Genomic DNA, 15,777 nt, shown 5'->3' with positions numbered 1-15,777 from the left:
AGAAGATGACGACATTACTTAACCCGTATTTTGGTGAGTTCGGCGGGATGTACGTCCCGCAAATCCTGATGCCCGCGCTGCGCCAGCTGGAAGAAGCGTTTGTTAGTGCGCAGAAGGATCCGGCGTTTCAGGCGGAATTTACCGACCTGCTGAAAAACTATGCAGGCCGCCCAACGGCCCTGACCAAATGCCGCAACCTGACGGAAGGCACCAAAACCACGCTGTATCTGAAGCGTGAAGACCTGCTGCACGGCGGCGCACATAAGACTAACCAGGTGCTGGGCCAGGCGCTGCTCGCGAAGCGTATGGGTAAAACCGAAATCATCGCCGAAACCGGCGCAGGCCAGCACGGCGTGGCCTCGGCGCTCGCCAGCGCCCTGCTCGGCCTGAAATGCCGCATCTATATGGGGGCGAAAGACGTTGAGCGTCAGTCTCCGAACGTTTTCCGTATGCGTCTGATGGGTGCGGAAGTGATCCCGGTGCACAGCGGCTCCGCGACGCTGAAGGATGCCTGTAACGAAGCGCTGCGCGACTGGTCTGGCAGCTACGAAACCGCGCACTATATGCTCGGTACCGCGGCGGGCCCGCACCCGTTCCCGACCATCGTGCGTGAATTCCAGCGCATGATCGGGGAAGAGACCAAAGCGCAGATCCTCGAAAAAGAGGGTCGCCTGCCGGATGCGGTCATCGCCTGCGTCGGCGGCGGATCTAACGCCATCGGTATGTTCGCAGACTTTATCGACGACACCAGCGTGGGTCTGATTGGCGTCGAGCCTGCGGGTCACGGCATTGAATCGGGTGAACACGGCGCGCCGCTGAAGCATGGCCGCGTGGGGATCTACTTCGGCATGAAATCCCCGATGATGCAGACCGATGAAGGCCAGATTGAAGAGTCTTACTCTATCTCTGCCGGCCTCGACTTCCCATCCGTCGGGCCGCAGCACGCCTATCTGAACAGTACCGGTCGCGCGGACTATGTCTCCATTACCGATGACGAAGCGCTGGAGGCGTTCAAAACGCTGTGCCGCAGCGAAGGGATCATCCCGGCGCTGGAGTCTTCACACGCTCTGGCCCATGCGCTGAAAATGATGAAAGACAATCCGGAAAAAGAACAGCTGCTGGTGGTGAACCTTTCCGGTCGCGGTGACAAAGATATCTTCACCGTTCACGATATTCTGAAAGCACGAGGGGAAATCTGATGGAACGCTACGATAACGTATTTGCAGAACTGAAATCCCGCCAGGAAGGCGCGTTCGTTCCCTTCGTCACCCTGGGCGACCCTGGCCCTGAACAGTCGCTGAAGATCATCGACACCCTGATTGAAGCCGGTGCCGATGCGCTGGAGCTGGGGATCCCGTTCTCTGACCCGCTGGCGGATGGCCCGACCATTCAAAATGCGACGCTGCGCGCGTTTGCCTCGGGCGTCACGCCGACCCAGTGCTTCGAGATGCTGGCGGCGATCCGTCAGAAGCACCCCACTATCCCGATTGGCCTGCTGATGTACGCCAACCTGGTATTCAACCGCGGTATCGATGAGTTTTACGCCGAGTGCGCGCGCGTGGGCGTCGACTCCGTTCTGGTGGCCGACGTGCCGGTTGAGGAGTCTGCGCCATTCCGCCAGGCTGCGATGCGTCACAATGTCGCCCCTATTTTTATCTGCCCGCCAAACGCGGACGATGAGCTGCTGCGCCAGATAGCCTCTTACGGGCGCGGTTACACCTACCTGCTCTCCCGCGCAGGCGTGACCGGTGCCGAGAATAAAGCCGCGCTGCCGCTGCATCACCTTGTGGAGAAGCTGGCCGAGTACCATGCCGCGCCTCCGCTGCAGGGTTTCGGGATTTCATCCCCGGATCAGGTCACCGCAGCGATTGAGGCGAAAGCGGCAGGTGCCATCTCCGGCTCTGCGATTGTGAAGATCATCGAAAAGAACGTGGACAAGCCCGAGCAGATGCTGGCCGAGCTGAAAGCGTTTGTGACTGCAATGAAAGCGGCGACGCGTAAAGCCTAACCCTTCGACCGTCTGGCATCCCAGCCAGACGGTCCTCTTTTTTTACACACTCTCTTCATTTCCAGCATTCATATCAGTTGCAATAAATAGCACACTAATACTTAATTCATCCCTTCACTAAACAAGTAGTCAACAATATCTCTTTGTCGATTTACATACTGCAAAGAATGTATAAAGTATGCGTATATCTGTTATTGCAAAAAAATATTTGGTCAAAATGTTAAGAAGTTTAATTTGTGGATGGGAAGAGTGTGACCTGAGTATTTACCGTCAGGCTTATTCTGTTTATGGCGGAAGTGTATGCACACACCCGGATGTGCTAACTTACCTGGCAAACAAACGAAAAAAAGACATTCGTTTTTTCTGTAGAAAAAAAGATGGTATTATTGTCTCATCAACTTACTCCATCAGTGGATCCCTGAATCTCTATTCAAAATCGCACCCGTTTGTTTTTGAGGATATAATATTACCCAGCGCCCCTCATTCAAAATTTTTCCTTCCCGTCAGGACAAAAAAACTTTCGCCATTACAGAAAAACGTGTTCATCAATTCATTCAGCAGTAAAATGCTGAATGATGAGATATGTCATATGAAATCTGTATTTTCTCCAAAAACGATTAAGAAAAGAAATGGCGAAAGGAATCGCTTCCTCAAGCTTGGAGGGGAAATACTGGATGTGAACACTCTTTCTGCTGAGGAAATTTGCGACAGTTACATAAACTTATTTAATGCTCGCTGGCGCGGTAAGATATCACCCTATCCAAGAGAGAACCTGCTGGATGCTATTGAAAATCTGAGGCATATGGTTTTTGGCTCCGCGCTCGCATTCAATAAAAAAATCATAGCAATTGATTTAATATTCAAAACTGAATGCCCCGAATGGATTTATTTCGATGACATCAATGGTGGATATGATCCCCAATATAATGACATTGGTGCGGGGAGCGTCTTGCTCTGGGAAAATTATAATCGCGCCCGAGAGCTGTGTGCGCGGGATGAGAAACAAATCATATTCTCATTGGGAAAAAACTTCGCCGGAATGGAGTATAAAAAACAGTGGTGTAATATCATTCCTCTGAGACGTGTATTTTGATGAAATTTTATGACGTACCTTAGCTGTACGTCTTATAAAAAATAAGACTACGGCCACTCGGATCTTTGCAAACTTCTTAATCCATTATCTGCTGAGCACTTTTCATGGTGACATTTTTGTTTGCAATTTCTCTTGCGGCCTCTTTAAGGGCTATATTCATCGCCACCGTTGTTACTGGCTTTGCAACGCCTTTTACGCGATTTGATTTACTCTGAAAAACATAGATATCCAGGGGGTTAGCTAGCTTTCTTTTATTAAATAATTGCCGCAGTATCTTGCACAGTCTCACTGTCCGCGACTCAAATTTTGGTGTTGCCGCAAGATACAACAGATCATCGTTAATATCACTGTATTTTATGTTTACAACCCGGCAGCTTTCAGTACGTAAAAAAAATAACGTCAACCATAAATCACCCCACGTCTTTGAAATTCGGTACAACTTCTGATGAATGGCCATGAATTCATCAGTGGTTATAGAATCAGTTTTCGCCATTGAAAACGCCTGCATCGAGCTTTAGCATGCCTTAACATAACATTAACTATTTAAATATTTATTCAACGCCTGTGCTGTCGCCTCCTGAAGCCAGGCGAGGCTGAATAAGCCGCTCGGTTTAGTGATAAAAGTCATGAAAAAGGGATGTATTTTAGAGAAAGGCATCAGCGAGGTTTTAGAGTAAGGAAAAAAGTTATATATTCCAGTCCGTTAATTCCACATATTCCTTCTGAGTTCAGAGGCTTCTTCATGTCATGGCAATTCTTCAAACAGACTTACCTGGTTAAGTTCTGGTCACCTGTTCCGGCCGTTATCGCGGCAGGCATTCTCTCTACTTATTATTTTGGCATTACCGGTACCTTCTGGGCCGTAACCGGCGAGTTCACCCGCTGGGGTGGCCAACTGCTGCAACTCGCTGGCGTACATGCCGAAGAGTGGGGCTACTTTAAACTCATTCATCTGGACGGTACGCCGCTCACCCGCATCGACGGGATGATGATCATCGGCATGTTCGGCGGCTGTTTCGCGGCGGCGCTGTGGGCAAACAACGTTAAGTTGCGTATGCCCAAAAGCCGGATCCGCATTCTACAGGCGATTATCGGCGGCATAATTGCCGGATTCGGCGCGCGCCTGGCGATGGGGTGCAACCTTGCCGCCTTCTTTACCGGGATCCCGCAGTTTTCGCTTCACGCCTGGTTCTTTGCTGTCGCCACGGCCATTGGCTCTTACTTTGGTGCAAAATTCACTCTACTGCCGCTGTTTCGCATTCCAGTAAAAATGGTAAAAGTCAGCGCAGCGTCTCCGTTAACCCAGAAGCCCTCTCAGGCACGCCACCGTTTCCGCCTCGGAATGCTGGTCTTTTTCGCCATGATCGCATGGGCGCTCTGCACCGCTCTGAATCAGCCCAAACTCGGTCTGGCGATGCTGTTCGGTGTGGGTTTTGGTCTGCTCATTGAACGCGCGCAGATCTGCTTCACCTCCGCGTTTCGCGATATGTGGATCACCGGGCGCACGATGATGGCGAAGGCGATTATCGCCGGGATGGCGGTCAGCGCCATCGGCATCTTCAGCTATGTTCAACTGGGCGTCGAACCAAAAATCATGTGGGCCGGTCCTAACGCGGTCATTGGCGGCCTGCTGTTCGGCTTCGGGATCGTGCTGGCTGGCGGGTGTGAAACAGGCTGGATGTATCGCGCCGTCGAAGGCCAGGTGCATTACTGGTGGGTGGGGCTGGGAAATGTGATTGGTTCTACGATCCTGGCGTATTACTGGGATAACTTGTCTCCCGTCCTGGCCACCAGCTGGGACAAGGTCAACCTGCTGAATACCTTCGGGCCTCTCGGCGGCCTGTTGGTCACCTACGCCCTGCTGCTGGTCGCTTTTTTACTGGTCGTCGCACAGGAGAAACGCTTCTTCCGCCGTGCCACTGTCAAACCTGAAACGCAGGAGAACGTCGCATGAAAGAGATCGTGCCTGATTACCGTCTGGATATGGTCGGTGAGCCCTGTCCTTATCCGGCGGTTGCTACGCTTGAAGCACTACCGCAGCTTAAGAAAGGTGAAATTCTGGAGGTGGTCAGCGACTGCCCGCAGTCCATCAACAACATACCGCTGGATGCGAAAAACCACGGTTATACGGTGCTGGATATCCAGCAGGATGGACCCACCATTCGCTATCTGATTCAAAAATGATCGCTAAGGGCCTCGTAAGGGGCCTTTATCGTATTGAATTATAAGACATCTTGATCCACGGCAAAAACGCAGTTTTCGACTTAAGTAAAATCTCATTTCCCTTTTGAAGGAGGTTTTCGCGGTTTGATGTATTTACGAGCTTTACTGGTTTTCGCCTTATTGATCCCCTTCCATGCACTGTCCCTGAATTTCTCTTCTACCTTCCTGCGCCTTAATTGTCCGCAAAGAGGACTCGTCGAGGTTATTCTTCACGTTTATGACCACACTCAGGAACGATGGCACGGTCATTTTGAAACCGGCGCGGGGCACAAACGTGCGGGTGATACCGAAATTATCCCGTTTGCCAACGGCGATATTCTCTTCCATTCCCTGTCGAGCGACGCTTTCAGCTATTTATATGATGGGGAAACGATCCTGAGGCATTGCGTAAAGCTTGATGAGCGGCCGGTTTATCCGTCGTTTTGAAGTGAGCAAAGCTAACTGGCCACCCTGTGGCCAGTTTGACGGGGGATCAGAAACGATAACCCGCAGAGAACATGAACACCCACGGATCCAGGCGGGTATTGATACTTTGCTGCTGACCGCCCGCCTTGAAGCGTACGTCCGTATCAATATCCATGTACCAGACCGAGGCGTTGATCAGCCAGTCGCGGTTAATCAGGTAATCCAGACCGACCTGTCCCGCCATGCCCCACGAATCTTTCAGGCTGAGATCCGTCAGACCCGCCTCTTTACCGGTATCGTTGAATTTCTCATCAAAGAAGGTGGTGTAGTTCACACCGGCGCCAATATAAGGGCGCACCTTGCTGCTTGAGTCACCAAAGTACCATTGCGCCATCAGCGTTGGCGGTAAATGGTGAACCGTGGCGATATCACCGGTCGGCCCGAGACCCACGCGATGACGGAACGGCGTTGCTGCCAGAAGCTCAACACCAACATTATCCGTCGCCATATAGGTGAACGTTAAACCTAACTGGGTGTTATTACTGACGCTAAAACCGCCCATACCCAGCACGTTATCCGATCCTTCAGTTGGGCGAACCGTAGCCGAACCGGCACGAATAAAGAATTCGCCTGCTTCATGCGCATACGCGCCGCCAGAGAGACTGCTTAATACAAGGGCTGCCACCGCTAATTTTTTCATATCCGCTCCATCGTTGTGGTTTTAATCGCGGGTGAGAATATACTCACAAAAGGGTAATAAGTGATCTGCCACAGATCACATTAAAACCAGTAACTTAACATTCATTGATCTGGATTAATTTTTTGTTACGCATCCAAAACCAATAAGTTGTTTCCATGTCAATTTTTGGCATTTCACGGTTACAAAATTTTCCCTTTTCCCCCTCTTGCTCTTCCTCTGGCGGCTGGATAATTTATCGCTTCACAAGTTGATTTGATGCGTTCTTCTTTTGCAGGTGTGCCATGAGTGATATTAACCCGTGCATGACGTGCGGAGCCTGTTGTGCGTATTTTCGAGTCTCTTTCTACTGGGCCGAAGCCAGCGATGGCGGCGGTGCCGTTCCGGTTCATCTTACTGAGCCGTTAACCCCCTTTCTGCGCTGCATGAGCGGCACAAACCAAAAGCAGGTCCGCTGCGTCGCGCTACAAGGCGAGCCTGGGGTCTCTACCCGGTGTTCTATCTATGAGGATCGCCCCAGCCCGTGCCGGGAATTTGCCATGTCGGGGGAAGATGGGCAGGTCAACGAAGCCTGTAACCGCGCCCGCGCGCGCGTTGGATTACCGCCGCTTTACAAAGATATGCTTTTCCATACAAGCCTTGATGCTGCCACAGCAGGTGCATCCGGTGTACAATTGCCGGCTAATTAACACCTGCAATACTCAAGGAGAGTGCATGTCTATCACGGCGAAGTCTGTCTACCGTGACACGGGAAACTTTTTCCGCAATCAGTTCATAATCTTTTTACTGATCGCGTTGCTATGTGCCTTTATCACGGTGGTGCTGGGCCATGCCTTCTCACCGAGTGAAGAACAGATTGCCAGCCTCAGCCAGGGCGACCACCTTGCGGGTAGCGTGGGGTTGTTTGAACTGGTGCAAAACATGACGCCTGAGCAGCAGCAAATTCTGCTGCGCGCTTCTGCCGCGTCCACGTTCTCAGGCCTGATTGGTAATGCAATTCTGGCGGGCGGCGTTTTGCTGATGATTCAGCTGGTATCGGCGGGTCACCGGGTCAGCGCCTTGCGGGCGATTGGTGCCAGCGCGCCGGTCTTACCTAAGCTGTTTATCCTGATCTTTTTAACCACCCTGCTGGTGCAGATGGGGATTATGCTGGTCGTGGTGCCGGGTGTGTTACTGGCTATCGTGCTCTCATTTGCGCCGGTGATGGTCGTGCAGGATAAAATGGGGATTTTTACCGCGATGCGCAGCAGCATCAGACTGGCATGGGCTAATATGCGTCTGGTGGCGCCCGCCGTGATCGGCTGGCTGCTGGCCAAAACGCTGCTGTTATTGTTTGCGCCGAATTTTGCGGTATTAACGCCCAATGTTGGCGCGGTAGTGGCGAATACGCTGAGCAATCTGATTTCAGCGGTACTGCTGGTCTATCTGTTCCGCCTGTATATGTTAATTCGTCAGTAATCCCGAGGCGGGGGGCATCGCTGTCTCCCGCCCCACTCAGAAGATGGAATCACAGAATGAAGCAGTTTCTTGATTTTTTACCGCTCGTGGTCTTTTTTGCTTTTTATAAGCTGTACGATATTTATGCCGCCACCACTGCGCTGATCGTTGCAACCGCCGTCGTACTGATCTACAGCTGGGTTCGCTATCGTAAAGTCGAAAAAATGGCGCTGGTCACCTTCGTCCTGGTCGCCGTTTTCGGTGGGCTTACCCTTTTCTTCCACAATGATGAATTTATTAAGTGGAAAGTGACCGTCATTTACGCGCTGTTTGCGGGCGCATTGTTAATCAGCCAGTGGGTGATGAAAAAGCCGCTGATCCAGCGCATGCTGGGCAAAGAGCTGACGCTGCCTCAACACGTCTGGTCCCGTCTGAATATCGCCTGGGCGGTCTTCTTTATTCTCTGCGGTCTCGCTAACATCTATATTGCTTTCTGGCTGCCGCAGAATATCTGGGTCAATTTTAAGGTCTTTGGCCTGACCGCGCTGACGCTTATCTTCACGCTGTTAAGCGGCGTATATATTTATCGCCACATGCCGCAGGACGACAAGCACTGATTACTGACTGACCAGAACGTCAACGACAGGTGTTCTGGTCTATTCTCTCCGCTGTGAAATCATAGTAGCATCCCGCCTGAAGTCTTCCGTTACGAGTTAAAACAATGACAACAACTAACGCCCCTCAGGGCGAACTGGTTTTACGCACACTGGCAATGCCCGCTGACACCAATGCCAATGGCGATATTTTTGGCGGCTGGCTGATGTCGCAGATGGATATGGGCGGCGCAATTCTGGCAAAAGAGATCGCCCACGGGCGCGTGGTGACGGTGCGGGTGGACGGCATGACCTTCCTGCGCCCGGTTGCGGTAGGGGATGTGGTTTGCTGCTACGCGCGCTGCGTGAAACGCGGCAATACCTCCATTTCCATCAACATCGAAGTCTGGGTGAAGAAAGTCTCTTCTGAGCCGATTGGGCAGCGTTATAAGGCCACTGAAGCGCTGTTTATTTATGTCGCAGTGGACAGCGAGGGTAAACCTCGTCAACTTCCACAAGCCTGATCGACAGGCAAAAAAAAAGCCTCCTTTCGGAGGCTTTTTTTATTCCATCTGCGCCCCGCCGTTCAGGCGGAAAACGATATTAACAATCAATCCGCTGCCCGGCTTGCCAGGCTCATAGCGCCATCTGCGCATGGCAGATTTCACTTCGCGCTCAAACATATTAGAAGGCTGAGCGGACAAGATTTCCACGTTATCCACGCGCCCATCCGCGGTCACGTCGAATTTCACCCGTACGCGACCTTCAATACGTAAGGCCTGAGCTCGCGCCGGGTACTGGGGCTGGTTGCGGCTTACGGCACGCGGGCCCGCTGGCGCGGTAACCGTTGGCTTTGAAGTCGTTGCCGTATTGTTCATCACCGGACGTGAAGGCGCTGCATTTTCTACCGGCTGGGTCGCGCGCGGTTCAACCGGACGTTCCTCGCGTTTCGGACGCTCTTCGACCTTCTTCACCGGTTTTGGCTTCGGCTTAGGTTTTGGCTTCGGTTCAGGCTTGTGGATCACCACCGGGGCTTCCTTCGGTGGCGCCGGAACAGGCTCGGGTTCTGGCTCCGGTTCAGCCACCGGCTGTGGCGGCGGAGGGGCAACCTGCGGCGGTTCGAGATCCGCTGGCGATACCATCGTCACCGAAATCGGCTGCGCGGGCGCTGGCATTTCAATAACCTGATGAACCGAGGTATACAGCAGACCCGCCACAACGGCACCGTGAATCACGACAGAAAGCAGCGTCGGCCAGGGAAAGCGGCGAGGTAAATCAAGGGTCATCGAAGTCATAATCATCAACGTTAAAAAACCGAACACTGATTTTAAATGCAAATAGCAATCATATTCAATAAGACACTTTGTTCTGACGCAACTTTAGCGCATGAGAGGCCAAAAAAGGCGCATTCAGATCAGGGTATTAACATTGTTTTTATTTTACATTGCAGTCGTTTGCCCTTTCACATAACGTAACTGACACTTTTACCGGTTAAGGAGCTTCGCCGTGTTTTACGTGATTTACTCTGAAGATGTTGCTGATTCGCTCGAAAAACGCCAGGCTGTGCGCCCTGCGCATCTGGCACGTTTGCAGTTGCTTCAGGATGAAGGTCGATTACTGACCGCCGGCCCTATGCCTGCAGTAGACAGTAACGATCCGGGCGCCGCCGGTTTTGCCGGCTCTACGGTTATTGCTGAGTTTGAATCCCAGGAAGCCGCTCAGGCCTGGGCTGACGCAGATCCGTATGTTGCGGCAGGTGTATATGCGAAAGTGACGGTTCGACCGTATAAGAAAGTGTTCTGATACCAAAGCGGCTCCGCAAGGAGCCTTTTTTATAGCGCCGGTTGTGCGTCTTTATACCGGGTAAACTGCTGCTCTGTAATTAGGCTTCCCCACTGGTCGCCTTCCCACTCTTTTACCAGCGTAAACCCAAACGACTCGTACAGACGCCGGGCGGCGGTCAGCTTATTGAATGTCCAGAGGTGCACGGCTGAAAAACCGGCGCTGTCGCAAAAACGCATCGCTTCATTCAGCAGTTTTTTCCCCACGCCGTGTCCCCGACAGCCATCATCAAGAATAAACCAGCGAAGATGGGCTTCACCCGGTGCCAGATCCTCGCCATCGATCGCCACTGACCCCACTATCCTGCCGTTCATCATTGCCAGCCAGATCTGGTTGCACGGCTTATCCAACCGTTCACTAAATTCTGCGAGTCCTGTCGCCACTTTGGCCTCAAAAAAGCGGCCAAAATGATGTTCACGAGCGTAATAACTCCCGTGCATTTCCGCTATACGGCCAATCATGCCGGGGATATACCCCTGCACTATCGGAAGCTCGTCAGGGTGCATCTCGTTGCCCGACTCACGGCATGCCTGCAGCGCATTGGCATAAAGGGTGAGCCCCTCCGAAATGGTCTGCTGCTGGGCAGGAGCAAGACATTTTATTGCTGAGACCACGCGCTCGTTGCTGAAGGCATTAATTTTGCTGACCGTCTCGTGACCTTTCGCGGTCAGCCTGAGGCTCTTTGCTCTCGCGTCCTCAGTAGAAATAACTTCCTCGAGTTCGCCCGCGGCAATCAGGCGAGCAAGCATCCGGCTGACGCTGGACTTTTCCAGGCCCAGCAGTTGCACCAGCTGACTCGCCGTCATCTGTTTGCGTAAGGCGATTTCGACCAGGGTATGGACGGCCGAAGGTGAGTAGCTCGTTGAAGCCAGGGTAGAACCCATAAAACCTAACTCTCGCACCATGAGGCGCGAGGAACGTCGAATAACGCTGACTACCGGGGTTTCGCTGTGCATGTTCTGTCCTCACCATTTAGTTGTACTATACAACTAAATGGTGAGGCGTTGTCAAAAAGAATGAAAAAGGCTCCCGCAGGAGCTTTTTAACGTTTCATAACAAACTGAAATAAAAGGAATTATTTCGAGTCACGTCCACAAACTGACCACATCGATATGAAATGCCCCTAGCGGGCATTTCTCTTTGAATTCAGGTAAGTAAATGAGAATGATTGCTTAGATTGGCAAGAATCATTCTTTTACACTTATGGTGACAGCCTCAGGAAATCCTATCTGGCTATAACACATAGTTTCTGTAATGAAGAATTTCTCATTAATTAAATTAACAACTTCATACTCTTCCAGTCCCGATAGTTTAGTTAAGGCGCGAAGAGTCTGACCATACCAATCAGGGTCGAACATGTTTATGTGCATATTTATTTCAATTGCATCCTCCTCCCAAGAATTTTGAGGTATTACGCCCTCCAGTTCGAAAGCTCTCATCAAATCAGTCACATAAGACATTCTAAAAAATAATGAGATGAAAAGTCTTAAATTCATGTGAGTAAACATAGTCGGTAAGCTCGATGGAAATTGATGAAATCTATAGATTAAACGGCTAACAAATGCTGCAGAATCTACCGAATTAACAGGAAGTAATGTTCCTATGACACTTACTGCTCCACTTATTAAGAAACCATTTGCCACAGAAGCATGAGATCCACTAAGAGCTGAAGTTAAGCAAGCGCTAAGAATTACAATAGGAGGCACTCTAACAATTTTTCTCAGCTCCCATGTATCAATTCTCTCCTCTCCAATTATTAGCCAGCCATGACTTTTATCTCCTCCGTGATCGCCATGACAATCAAGCACTAATAAATAACCATCATAATGATTTAATGCTTCCATAAATTCCTTTTTGGTTCTAACATCAACTATTTCATACTGCAAATCGGGCATGTGAGGCATGAAACAATCCAAAGCATGTTCCAAATGGAATTTAATATGGTCATCTGGTTCAAAAGATCGTATAATTAACACTTTTTTTAGTTCGGATGATTTTATTAAAACCCGTGGAAATGAAGCTGCATTTTGTAATAACACATTTCCTGGCGTTGTATTAACTCTAGATATTTCGTGGCTGAACATAATTGGCAGATGACCTATTCTTATCCAATCCAAAGGAGTATCAGTAACAAAAGTAATATCATTATAGTTCTTCGATATATGATCTCTTAACTTTGCTCCAAGTATTCTTTTTATAATTGTATTAAAAGCCTTAACTTTCTTTATAAATACCGGGTGTTTAATGTCGTATTGGCGTGCTAGATCTTCAATTTTCTTTATGATATTGCTTTGATGATTTATAGCATTTGGCAATCTTATGGCTGGAATTTTTTTATTCATGCTTAAAAACATTATTGCGGTAGTGGTCAATCGCATCTCAGAGCGTCTGAGCTTAATTAAATACCTAAACACAGGATCTCTAGATATGTTATTTTTTTTACCACCATCATGTTCCATGACAATTCTAAAACCTGAATAATCTGGATTTCTTAACACACCACTGATCAAAAATTTCTTTTGATCGATATTTAAGTTTTCTTCAATAAACTCATATATCTCATTATCTGTATCATAAAGGTAGGAATACATTCCTGGTGCATATAGAATTATTTCTGACGGTGGTTCCTTACCTAATTCTTCTAAACAGTTTTTATAAGTGACGACACCATCCAACATAGAATTTATGAACTCACGCTTACTACTCCCGTCTTTAATTCTCTTTGGAGGAGAAAGCATGAAGCCTAACGATTCAATAAGTAACTCATTGGGCAATGTCGTATTATTTAACGTTGAGCTCAACCCACACCGTTTAAACGTCGCCCCACGTCTTTTAAACCTAGTTAATAATTTTTTTTCTCCACTTTTTTTTATGATTTTACTTTCTATGAGTTTAAGCCTTGAAAAAATAAATTTATCGTATGAATAAATGCTATTGATCTCACCGAATTTTAGTTCTGCCAACTTACTATCGGAACAAATAATGGGCGGTATTACAAACTGCTTAGAAAATTCTTTCACATAATGATAGTCTTTTGAAATACAGAAAATTATACAAAAATTTGTTTCAAACAAGCCTGGAATATTATATATATTCTCTTTTGAAATTAATACAATTGGATTTTGAGTCTCTAGTCTAGTTCTTTGCTCACCATCATCCAAAACAAATATATCTCTAATATGTTTTGGCGCTTTGCCAACCAACATTAGTATCTCACTAACATTGGAATTTATTACTCCTATATCAAATCCTTGAAGAATTGATTGCTCGCCAGTAGTTGGCATCAAAACGAGCTTAAGTATATCCCCTTGACCTTGTAGTAATTCCATGTTAACACCCTCAATCACACGAAGCTAATAATTGTACATAACCAAATCACAACGATATTTGTTAATGAATACGATTATACCCAGTGCATTTGTTGCTGCCCATTTTTATCAGCGTGCGCTGGCGCAGGCTCTATCACGTTTGGTAATGATATAAATCGCTCGATAGTTTCAGTCGTAACAAATGTGCAACTGCAGTTGATGTTTGTGCATTGGTGATACCGCTCTTTGGTCGTGTCAGTAAAATAGCGACTTGTGCGGGCGTGAGCGGCGAAATGGCATTTTGGACAGTGAAACATGTCGAGCACCTCATTTAATTTCTGATGCGTTAATTTTACTAAATTTATCTTTATATAACAAATAGTTAAAAATATACCATTGCGTTAACTCTTCGCTTTCATACTCCACATCCGAAACCTTAACCTCAAGCTCTAAGCCCGTCGTGTAGCCGTTCCCGTTGAGGTTATGCACCACCCGGCTGATTATCCACGCCTGCTCGTCTATGACGCGCTTAAACCCTTTCACCGCGATTGGCGTTTCAGGAAATAAATCTGCCCGGCCGATCGCCAGCGAGATTGAAAACTCCGCGACACCTCGCTGCAGCTTGTCCCACTTCGCCTGAGCGGCGCGCATGGCCTGCGCCTTTGTCGCGTAAATGGTCGTCAGCTCCAGCACGTTGTCAGCCTCACCGGCCATATACTCACCCTCGCGCGCTTCCTGCTCTTTTTTGGCTTTGGCCTTTGCCGGGGCTTTGGTCGCTTTCGGGTGCTGCAGCGCGCGGAGGTGCTGCTCTTTCCGTTTGCGCGCGAGCTTCACCTTTTGCTTTTGCGGCTTCGGGTCTTTGGTGTGCAACCATTTTGCCGACACGCCGGTATAGGCTTCCCGGTCAGCAATGGCAAACTGATGACGATTGCCATCACCCCGCTCAAGCGTCATCTGCGGAATGCGCTTCCCGCTGGCCGTCTTACCGCTCCCCGCTTTCAGGAATAACAGTTTCCCCACTTTTACCGAGACCGCCTCCCCGTTCCGGTCAGCCAGGCGGGACAGAAATACCGCGTCGGATTCCTGCGACTGGTCAATGTGAGGAACTGTGACGGCTTTCAGCGTGTCGGCCACGCTGGCCGTCAGTTTATTGCGTGCCGCAATCGTCTCCACAATTTGCCCGAGCGTGGTGTCATGCCATGACTGTTCCTGGCGCGAGTTCAGCGTCCCGCGAAGATCGGCGCTTCTCCCCCGGATGGTCAGCGTATCAGGTGCGCCCCTGTGCTCGATTTCGTCGACCGTGAACGTCCCTTTTTTATCAGCGCTGCACCCTGCCAGCCTAACCACAGTGTCAGGGATGTTCCGCGCGGCGGCATTGCTATCTGGCCGTCAGTATCATCGAGCTCGATATCGAGCTGGTCGGCCTCGAATCCGCGATTGTCGGTCATGGTCAGGCTGATAAGGCGGTCACTGAAATCCTGCGTGATATCCTCGTTATCCAGCTTGAGCATAAACGCCGGAGCTATCTTCGCCCCGGCCTGAATATCCATACCTGTAATCATCCTGCCAGCCCTCCCAGCCAGTCACTGGCAGACGTGACCAGATTGTCGGCCTGCGTTTTCATGTCGCCATAAATGGCCACCAGCGATTTATCGACCCGTTTAAGGGATAGGCTAAACTCGATTTTTCTCGCCGCCCCGTCGCTGAATAACTCGGTGTGCGTGTGCGTCACTTTGTCGATGGCCGAGAGATTTACGTGCAGCTCCCTCACTTTGTCGATGGCCGAGAGATTTACGTGCAGCTCCCTCACTTTGTCGATGGCCGAGAGATTTACGTGCAGCTCCCACTTCTGGATCGCGGAATATCACGCGGCCATAATCTGCAGGCGCAGCGCCGGGGTCTGCAGCTGGCCAATCATTTGCGAAAGGAGCGAGCCGTATTCACGACGCATGACGCGCGAGCCAATCGGCGTGACCAGAATGTCGCGCAAGCTTTGGCGGATAAGCTCAACCTCAGAGATACTGAGCCCGGTCTGGCTGTTCATTCCCAGATAACGCACCGTCATTGCGTCCCCTTAGTCCAGCTTCCGTCGCTCTGAACGTTTCCATGTGCGTGGTTATCCACCTGCACGCCGTTTGATTTCAGTGTCCCGCCGGTGTGCTCGATGTGCC

Annotated in this window: 17 protein-coding genes and 4 pseudogenes; 11 read left to right on the top strand and 10 right to left on the bottom strand. The window is 49.8% G+C overall.

Annotation, left to right across the window (positions count from 1 at the left end):
• The first annotated feature begins 5 nt into the window (after positions 1-5).
• From trpB to DOU50_RS17580, 3 genes are all read left to right on the top strand, one after another.
• On the top strand, positions 6-1,199 hold the full coding sequence (trpB, locus tag DOU50_RS17590; RefSeq protein ID WP_024907111.1) for a tryptophan synthase subunit beta: 1,194 nt from the start codon (positions 6-8) through the stop codon (positions 1,197-1,199).
• Complete coding sequence (gene trpA, locus DOU50_RS17585) at positions 1,199-2,008, top strand: tryptophan synthase subunit alpha (protein WP_048990761.1); 810 nt, start codon at positions 1,199-1,201, stop codon at positions 2,006-2,008. The genes trpB and trpA overlap by 1 nt, the downstream gene beginning before the upstream one ends.
• A gap of 178 nt (positions 2,009-2,186) precedes the next feature.
• Complete coding sequence (locus tag DOU50_RS17580; protein WP_148769833.1) at positions 2,187-3,101, top strand: GNAT family N-acetyltransferase; 915 nt, start codon at positions 2,187-2,189, stop codon at positions 3,099-3,101.
• A gap of 76 nt (positions 3,102-3,177) precedes the next feature.
• Here DOU50_RS17580 and DOU50_RS17575 read toward each other — a convergent pair whose 3' ends face one another.
• Positions 3,178-3,594 carry a hypothetical protein gene (locus DOU50_RS17575; RefSeq protein ID WP_048990757.1) on the bottom strand — a complete coding sequence of 139 codons (417 nt, stop codon included), beginning with the start codon at positions 3,592-3,594 and terminating at the stop codon, positions 3,178-3,180.
• Positions 3,595-3,843: 249 nt separating this feature from the next.
• On the opposite strand from DOU50_RS17575, the gene yedE reads away from it, so the two are divergent.
• The 3 genes from yedE (at position 3,844) to DOU50_RS17560 (ending at position 5,750) form a co-directional block, all read left to right on the top strand.
• Positions 3,844-5,055: a selenium metabolism membrane protein YedE/FdhT gene (yedE, locus tag DOU50_RS17570; RefSeq protein WP_090416685.1), complete on the top strand. Its 1,212-nt coding sequence runs from the start codon at positions 3,844-3,846 to the stop codon at positions 5,053-5,055.
• Positions 5,052-5,285, top strand: coding sequence for a sulfurtransferase-like selenium metabolism protein YedF (gene yedF / locus DOU50_RS17565; protein ID WP_003856774.1), 234 nt, complete (start codon positions 5,052-5,054; stop codon positions 5,283-5,285). The genes yedE and yedF overlap by 4 nt, the downstream gene beginning before the upstream one ends.
• Before the next feature lie 126 nt (positions 5,286-5,411).
• Entirely contained in the window at positions 5,412-5,750 is a 339-nt protein-coding gene (locus DOU50_RS17560) for a hypothetical protein (RefSeq protein ID WP_063621876.1), read from the top strand.
• Between the two features lie 46 nt (positions 5,751-5,796).
• Here DOU50_RS17560 and ompW read toward each other — a convergent pair whose 3' ends face one another.
• A complete protein-coding gene (gene ompW / locus DOU50_RS17555) occupies positions 5,797-6,429 on the bottom strand; it encodes an outer membrane protein OmpW (RefSeq protein ID WP_024907105.1) in 633 nt (210 codons plus the stop codon).
• 281 nt (positions 6,430-6,710) lie between these two features.
• Between ompW and DOU50_RS17550 the strand changes: the two genes are divergently transcribed.
• The 4 genes from DOU50_RS17550 to yciA all read left to right on the top strand — a co-directional run bounded on the left by DOU50_RS17550 (position 6,711) and on the right by yciA (position 8,980).
• Complete coding sequence (locus tag DOU50_RS17550; RefSeq protein ID WP_032645143.1) at positions 6,711-7,115, top strand: YkgJ family cysteine cluster protein; 405 nt, start codon at positions 6,711-6,713, stop codon at positions 7,113-7,115.
• A gap of 25 nt (positions 7,116-7,140) precedes the next feature.
• Positions 7,141-7,884 carry a YciC family protein gene (locus tag DOU50_RS17545; protein WP_148769832.1) on the top strand — a complete coding sequence of 248 codons (744 nt, stop codon included), beginning with the start codon at positions 7,141-7,143 and terminating at the stop codon, positions 7,882-7,884.
• Positions 7,885-7,940: 56 nt separating this feature from the next.
• On the top strand, positions 7,941-8,480 hold the full coding sequence (locus DOU50_RS17540; protein WP_032647595.1) for a septation protein A: 540 nt from the start codon (positions 7,941-7,943) through the stop codon (positions 8,478-8,480).
• Between the two features lie 104 nt (positions 8,481-8,584).
• A complete protein-coding gene (yciA, locus tag DOU50_RS17535; RefSeq protein ID WP_008502796.1) occupies positions 8,585-8,980 on the top strand; it encodes an acyl-CoA thioester hydrolase YciA in 396 nt (131 codons plus the stop codon).
• A 39-nt stretch (positions 8,981-9,019) separates the two neighbouring features.
• On the opposite strand, the gene tonB is transcribed toward yciA, so the two are convergent.
• Positions 9,020-9,742: a TonB system transport protein TonB gene (gene tonB / locus DOU50_RS17530; protein ID WP_024907102.1), complete on the bottom strand. Its 723-nt coding sequence runs from the start codon at positions 9,740-9,742 to the stop codon at positions 9,020-9,022.
• Between the two features lie 220 nt (positions 9,743-9,962).
• Here tonB and DOU50_RS17525 point away from each other — a divergent pair, with 220 nt between their 5' ends.
• Positions 9,963-10,259 (top strand): YciI family protein, encoded by a 297-nt coding sequence (locus tag DOU50_RS17525; RefSeq protein WP_024907101.1) that lies wholly within the window; start codon positions 9,963-9,965, stop codon positions 10,257-10,259.
• A 29-nt stretch (positions 10,260-10,288) separates the two neighbouring features.
• Here DOU50_RS17525 and DOU50_RS17520 read toward each other — a convergent pair whose 3' ends face one another.
• The 7 genes and pseudogenes from DOU50_RS17520 to DOU50_RS23895 all read right to left on the bottom strand — a co-directional run.
• Positions 10,289-11,254, bottom strand: a complete 966-nt coding sequence (locus DOU50_RS17520; RefSeq protein ID WP_148769831.1) for a bifunctional helix-turn-helix transcriptional regulator/GNAT family N-acetyltransferase — start codon at positions 11,252-11,254, stop codon at positions 10,289-10,291.
• 231 nt (positions 11,255-11,485) lie between these two features.
• Positions 11,486-13,627, bottom strand: a complete 2,142-nt coding sequence (locus DOU50_RS17515; protein ID WP_148769830.1) for a CHAT domain-containing protein — start codon at positions 13,625-13,627, stop codon at positions 11,486-11,488.
• 74 nt (positions 13,628-13,701) lie between these two features.
• Positions 13,702-13,923, bottom strand: coding sequence for a DNA-binding transcriptional regulator (locus DOU50_RS17510; RefSeq protein ID WP_069602140.1), 222 nt, complete (start codon positions 13,921-13,923; stop codon positions 13,702-13,704).
• Between the two features lie 88 nt (positions 13,924-14,011).
• A pseudogene (locus DOU50_RS17505) lies at positions 14,012-15,168 on the bottom strand (phage late control D family protein); the annotation flags it as partial.
• Positions 15,165-15,350 (bottom strand): annotated as a pseudogene (locus tag DOU50_RS23720) (phage tail protein); the annotation flags it as partial. The pseudogenes DOU50_RS23720 and DOU50_RS17505, both read right to left, overlap by 4 nt.
• 123 nt (positions 15,351-15,473) lie before the next feature.
• Positions 15,474-15,671, bottom strand: a pseudogene (locus DOU50_RS17495) (baseplate assembly protein); the annotation flags it as partial.
• A pseudogene (locus DOU50_RS23895) lies at positions 15,668-15,777 on the bottom strand (phage baseplate assembly protein V); the annotation flags it as partial. The pseudogenes DOU50_RS23895 and DOU50_RS17495, both read right to left, overlap by 4 nt.

Origin of the sequence: Enterobacter sp. C6, assembly GCF_008122455.1 — a bacterium.
In the GTDB taxonomy this organism is placed as follows: domain Bacteria; phylum Pseudomonadota; class Gammaproteobacteria; order Enterobacterales; family Enterobacteriaceae; genus Enterobacter; species Enterobacter pseudoroggenkampii.
This window is presented reverse-complemented; position numbering and strand designations above follow the sequence as displayed.

Coding starts and splice junctions, on each gene's coding strand:
- trpB (WP_024907111.1), top strand. CDS start 6: ATGACGACATTACTTAACCCGTATTTTGGTGAGTTCGGCGGGATGTAC.
- trpA (WP_048990761.1), top strand. CDS start 1,199: ATGGAACGCTACGATAACGTATTTGCAGAACTGAAATCCCGCCAGGAA.
- DOU50_RS17580 (WP_148769833.1), top strand. CDS start 2,187: ATGCGTATATCTGTTATTGCAAAAAAATATTTGGTCAAAATGTTAAGA.
- DOU50_RS17575 (WP_048990757.1), bottom strand. CDS start 3,594: ATGGCGAAAACTGATTCTATAACCACTGATGAATTCATGGCCATTCAT.
- yedE (WP_090416685.1), top strand. CDS start 3,844: ATGTCATGGCAATTCTTCAAACAGACTTACCTGGTTAAGTTCTGGTCA.
- yedF (WP_003856774.1), top strand. CDS start 5,052: ATGAAAGAGATCGTGCCTGATTACCGTCTGGATATGGTCGGTGAGCCC.
- DOU50_RS17560 (WP_063621876.1), top strand. CDS start 5,412: ATGTATTTACGAGCTTTACTGGTTTTCGCCTTATTGATCCCCTTCCAT.
- ompW (WP_024907105.1), bottom strand. CDS start 6,429: ATGAAAAAATTAGCGGTGGCAGCCCTTGTATTAAGCAGTCTCTCTGGC.
- DOU50_RS17550 (WP_032645143.1), top strand. CDS start 6,711: ATGAGTGATATTAACCCGTGCATGACGTGCGGAGCCTGTTGTGCGTAT.
- DOU50_RS17545 (WP_148769832.1), top strand. CDS start 7,141: ATGTCTATCACGGCGAAGTCTGTCTACCGTGACACGGGAAACTTTTTC.
- DOU50_RS17540 (WP_032647595.1), top strand. CDS start 7,941: ATGAAGCAGTTTCTTGATTTTTTACCGCTCGTGGTCTTTTTTGCTTTT.
- yciA (WP_008502796.1), top strand. CDS start 8,585: ATGACAACAACTAACGCCCCTCAGGGCGAACTGGTTTTACGCACACTG.
- tonB (WP_024907102.1), bottom strand. CDS start 9,742: ATGACCCTTGATTTACCTCGCCGCTTTCCCTGGCCGACGCTGCTTTCT.
- DOU50_RS17520 (WP_148769831.1), bottom strand. CDS start 11,254: ATGCACAGCGAAACCCCGGTAGTCAGCGTTATTCGACGTTCCTCGCGC.
- DOU50_RS17515 (WP_148769830.1), bottom strand. CDS start 13,627: ATGGAATTACTACAAGGTCAAGGGGATATACTTAAGCTCGTTTTGATG.
- DOU50_RS17510 (WP_069602140.1), bottom strand. CDS start 13,923: ATGTTTCACTGTCCAAAATGCCATTTCGCCGCTCACGCCCGCACAAGT.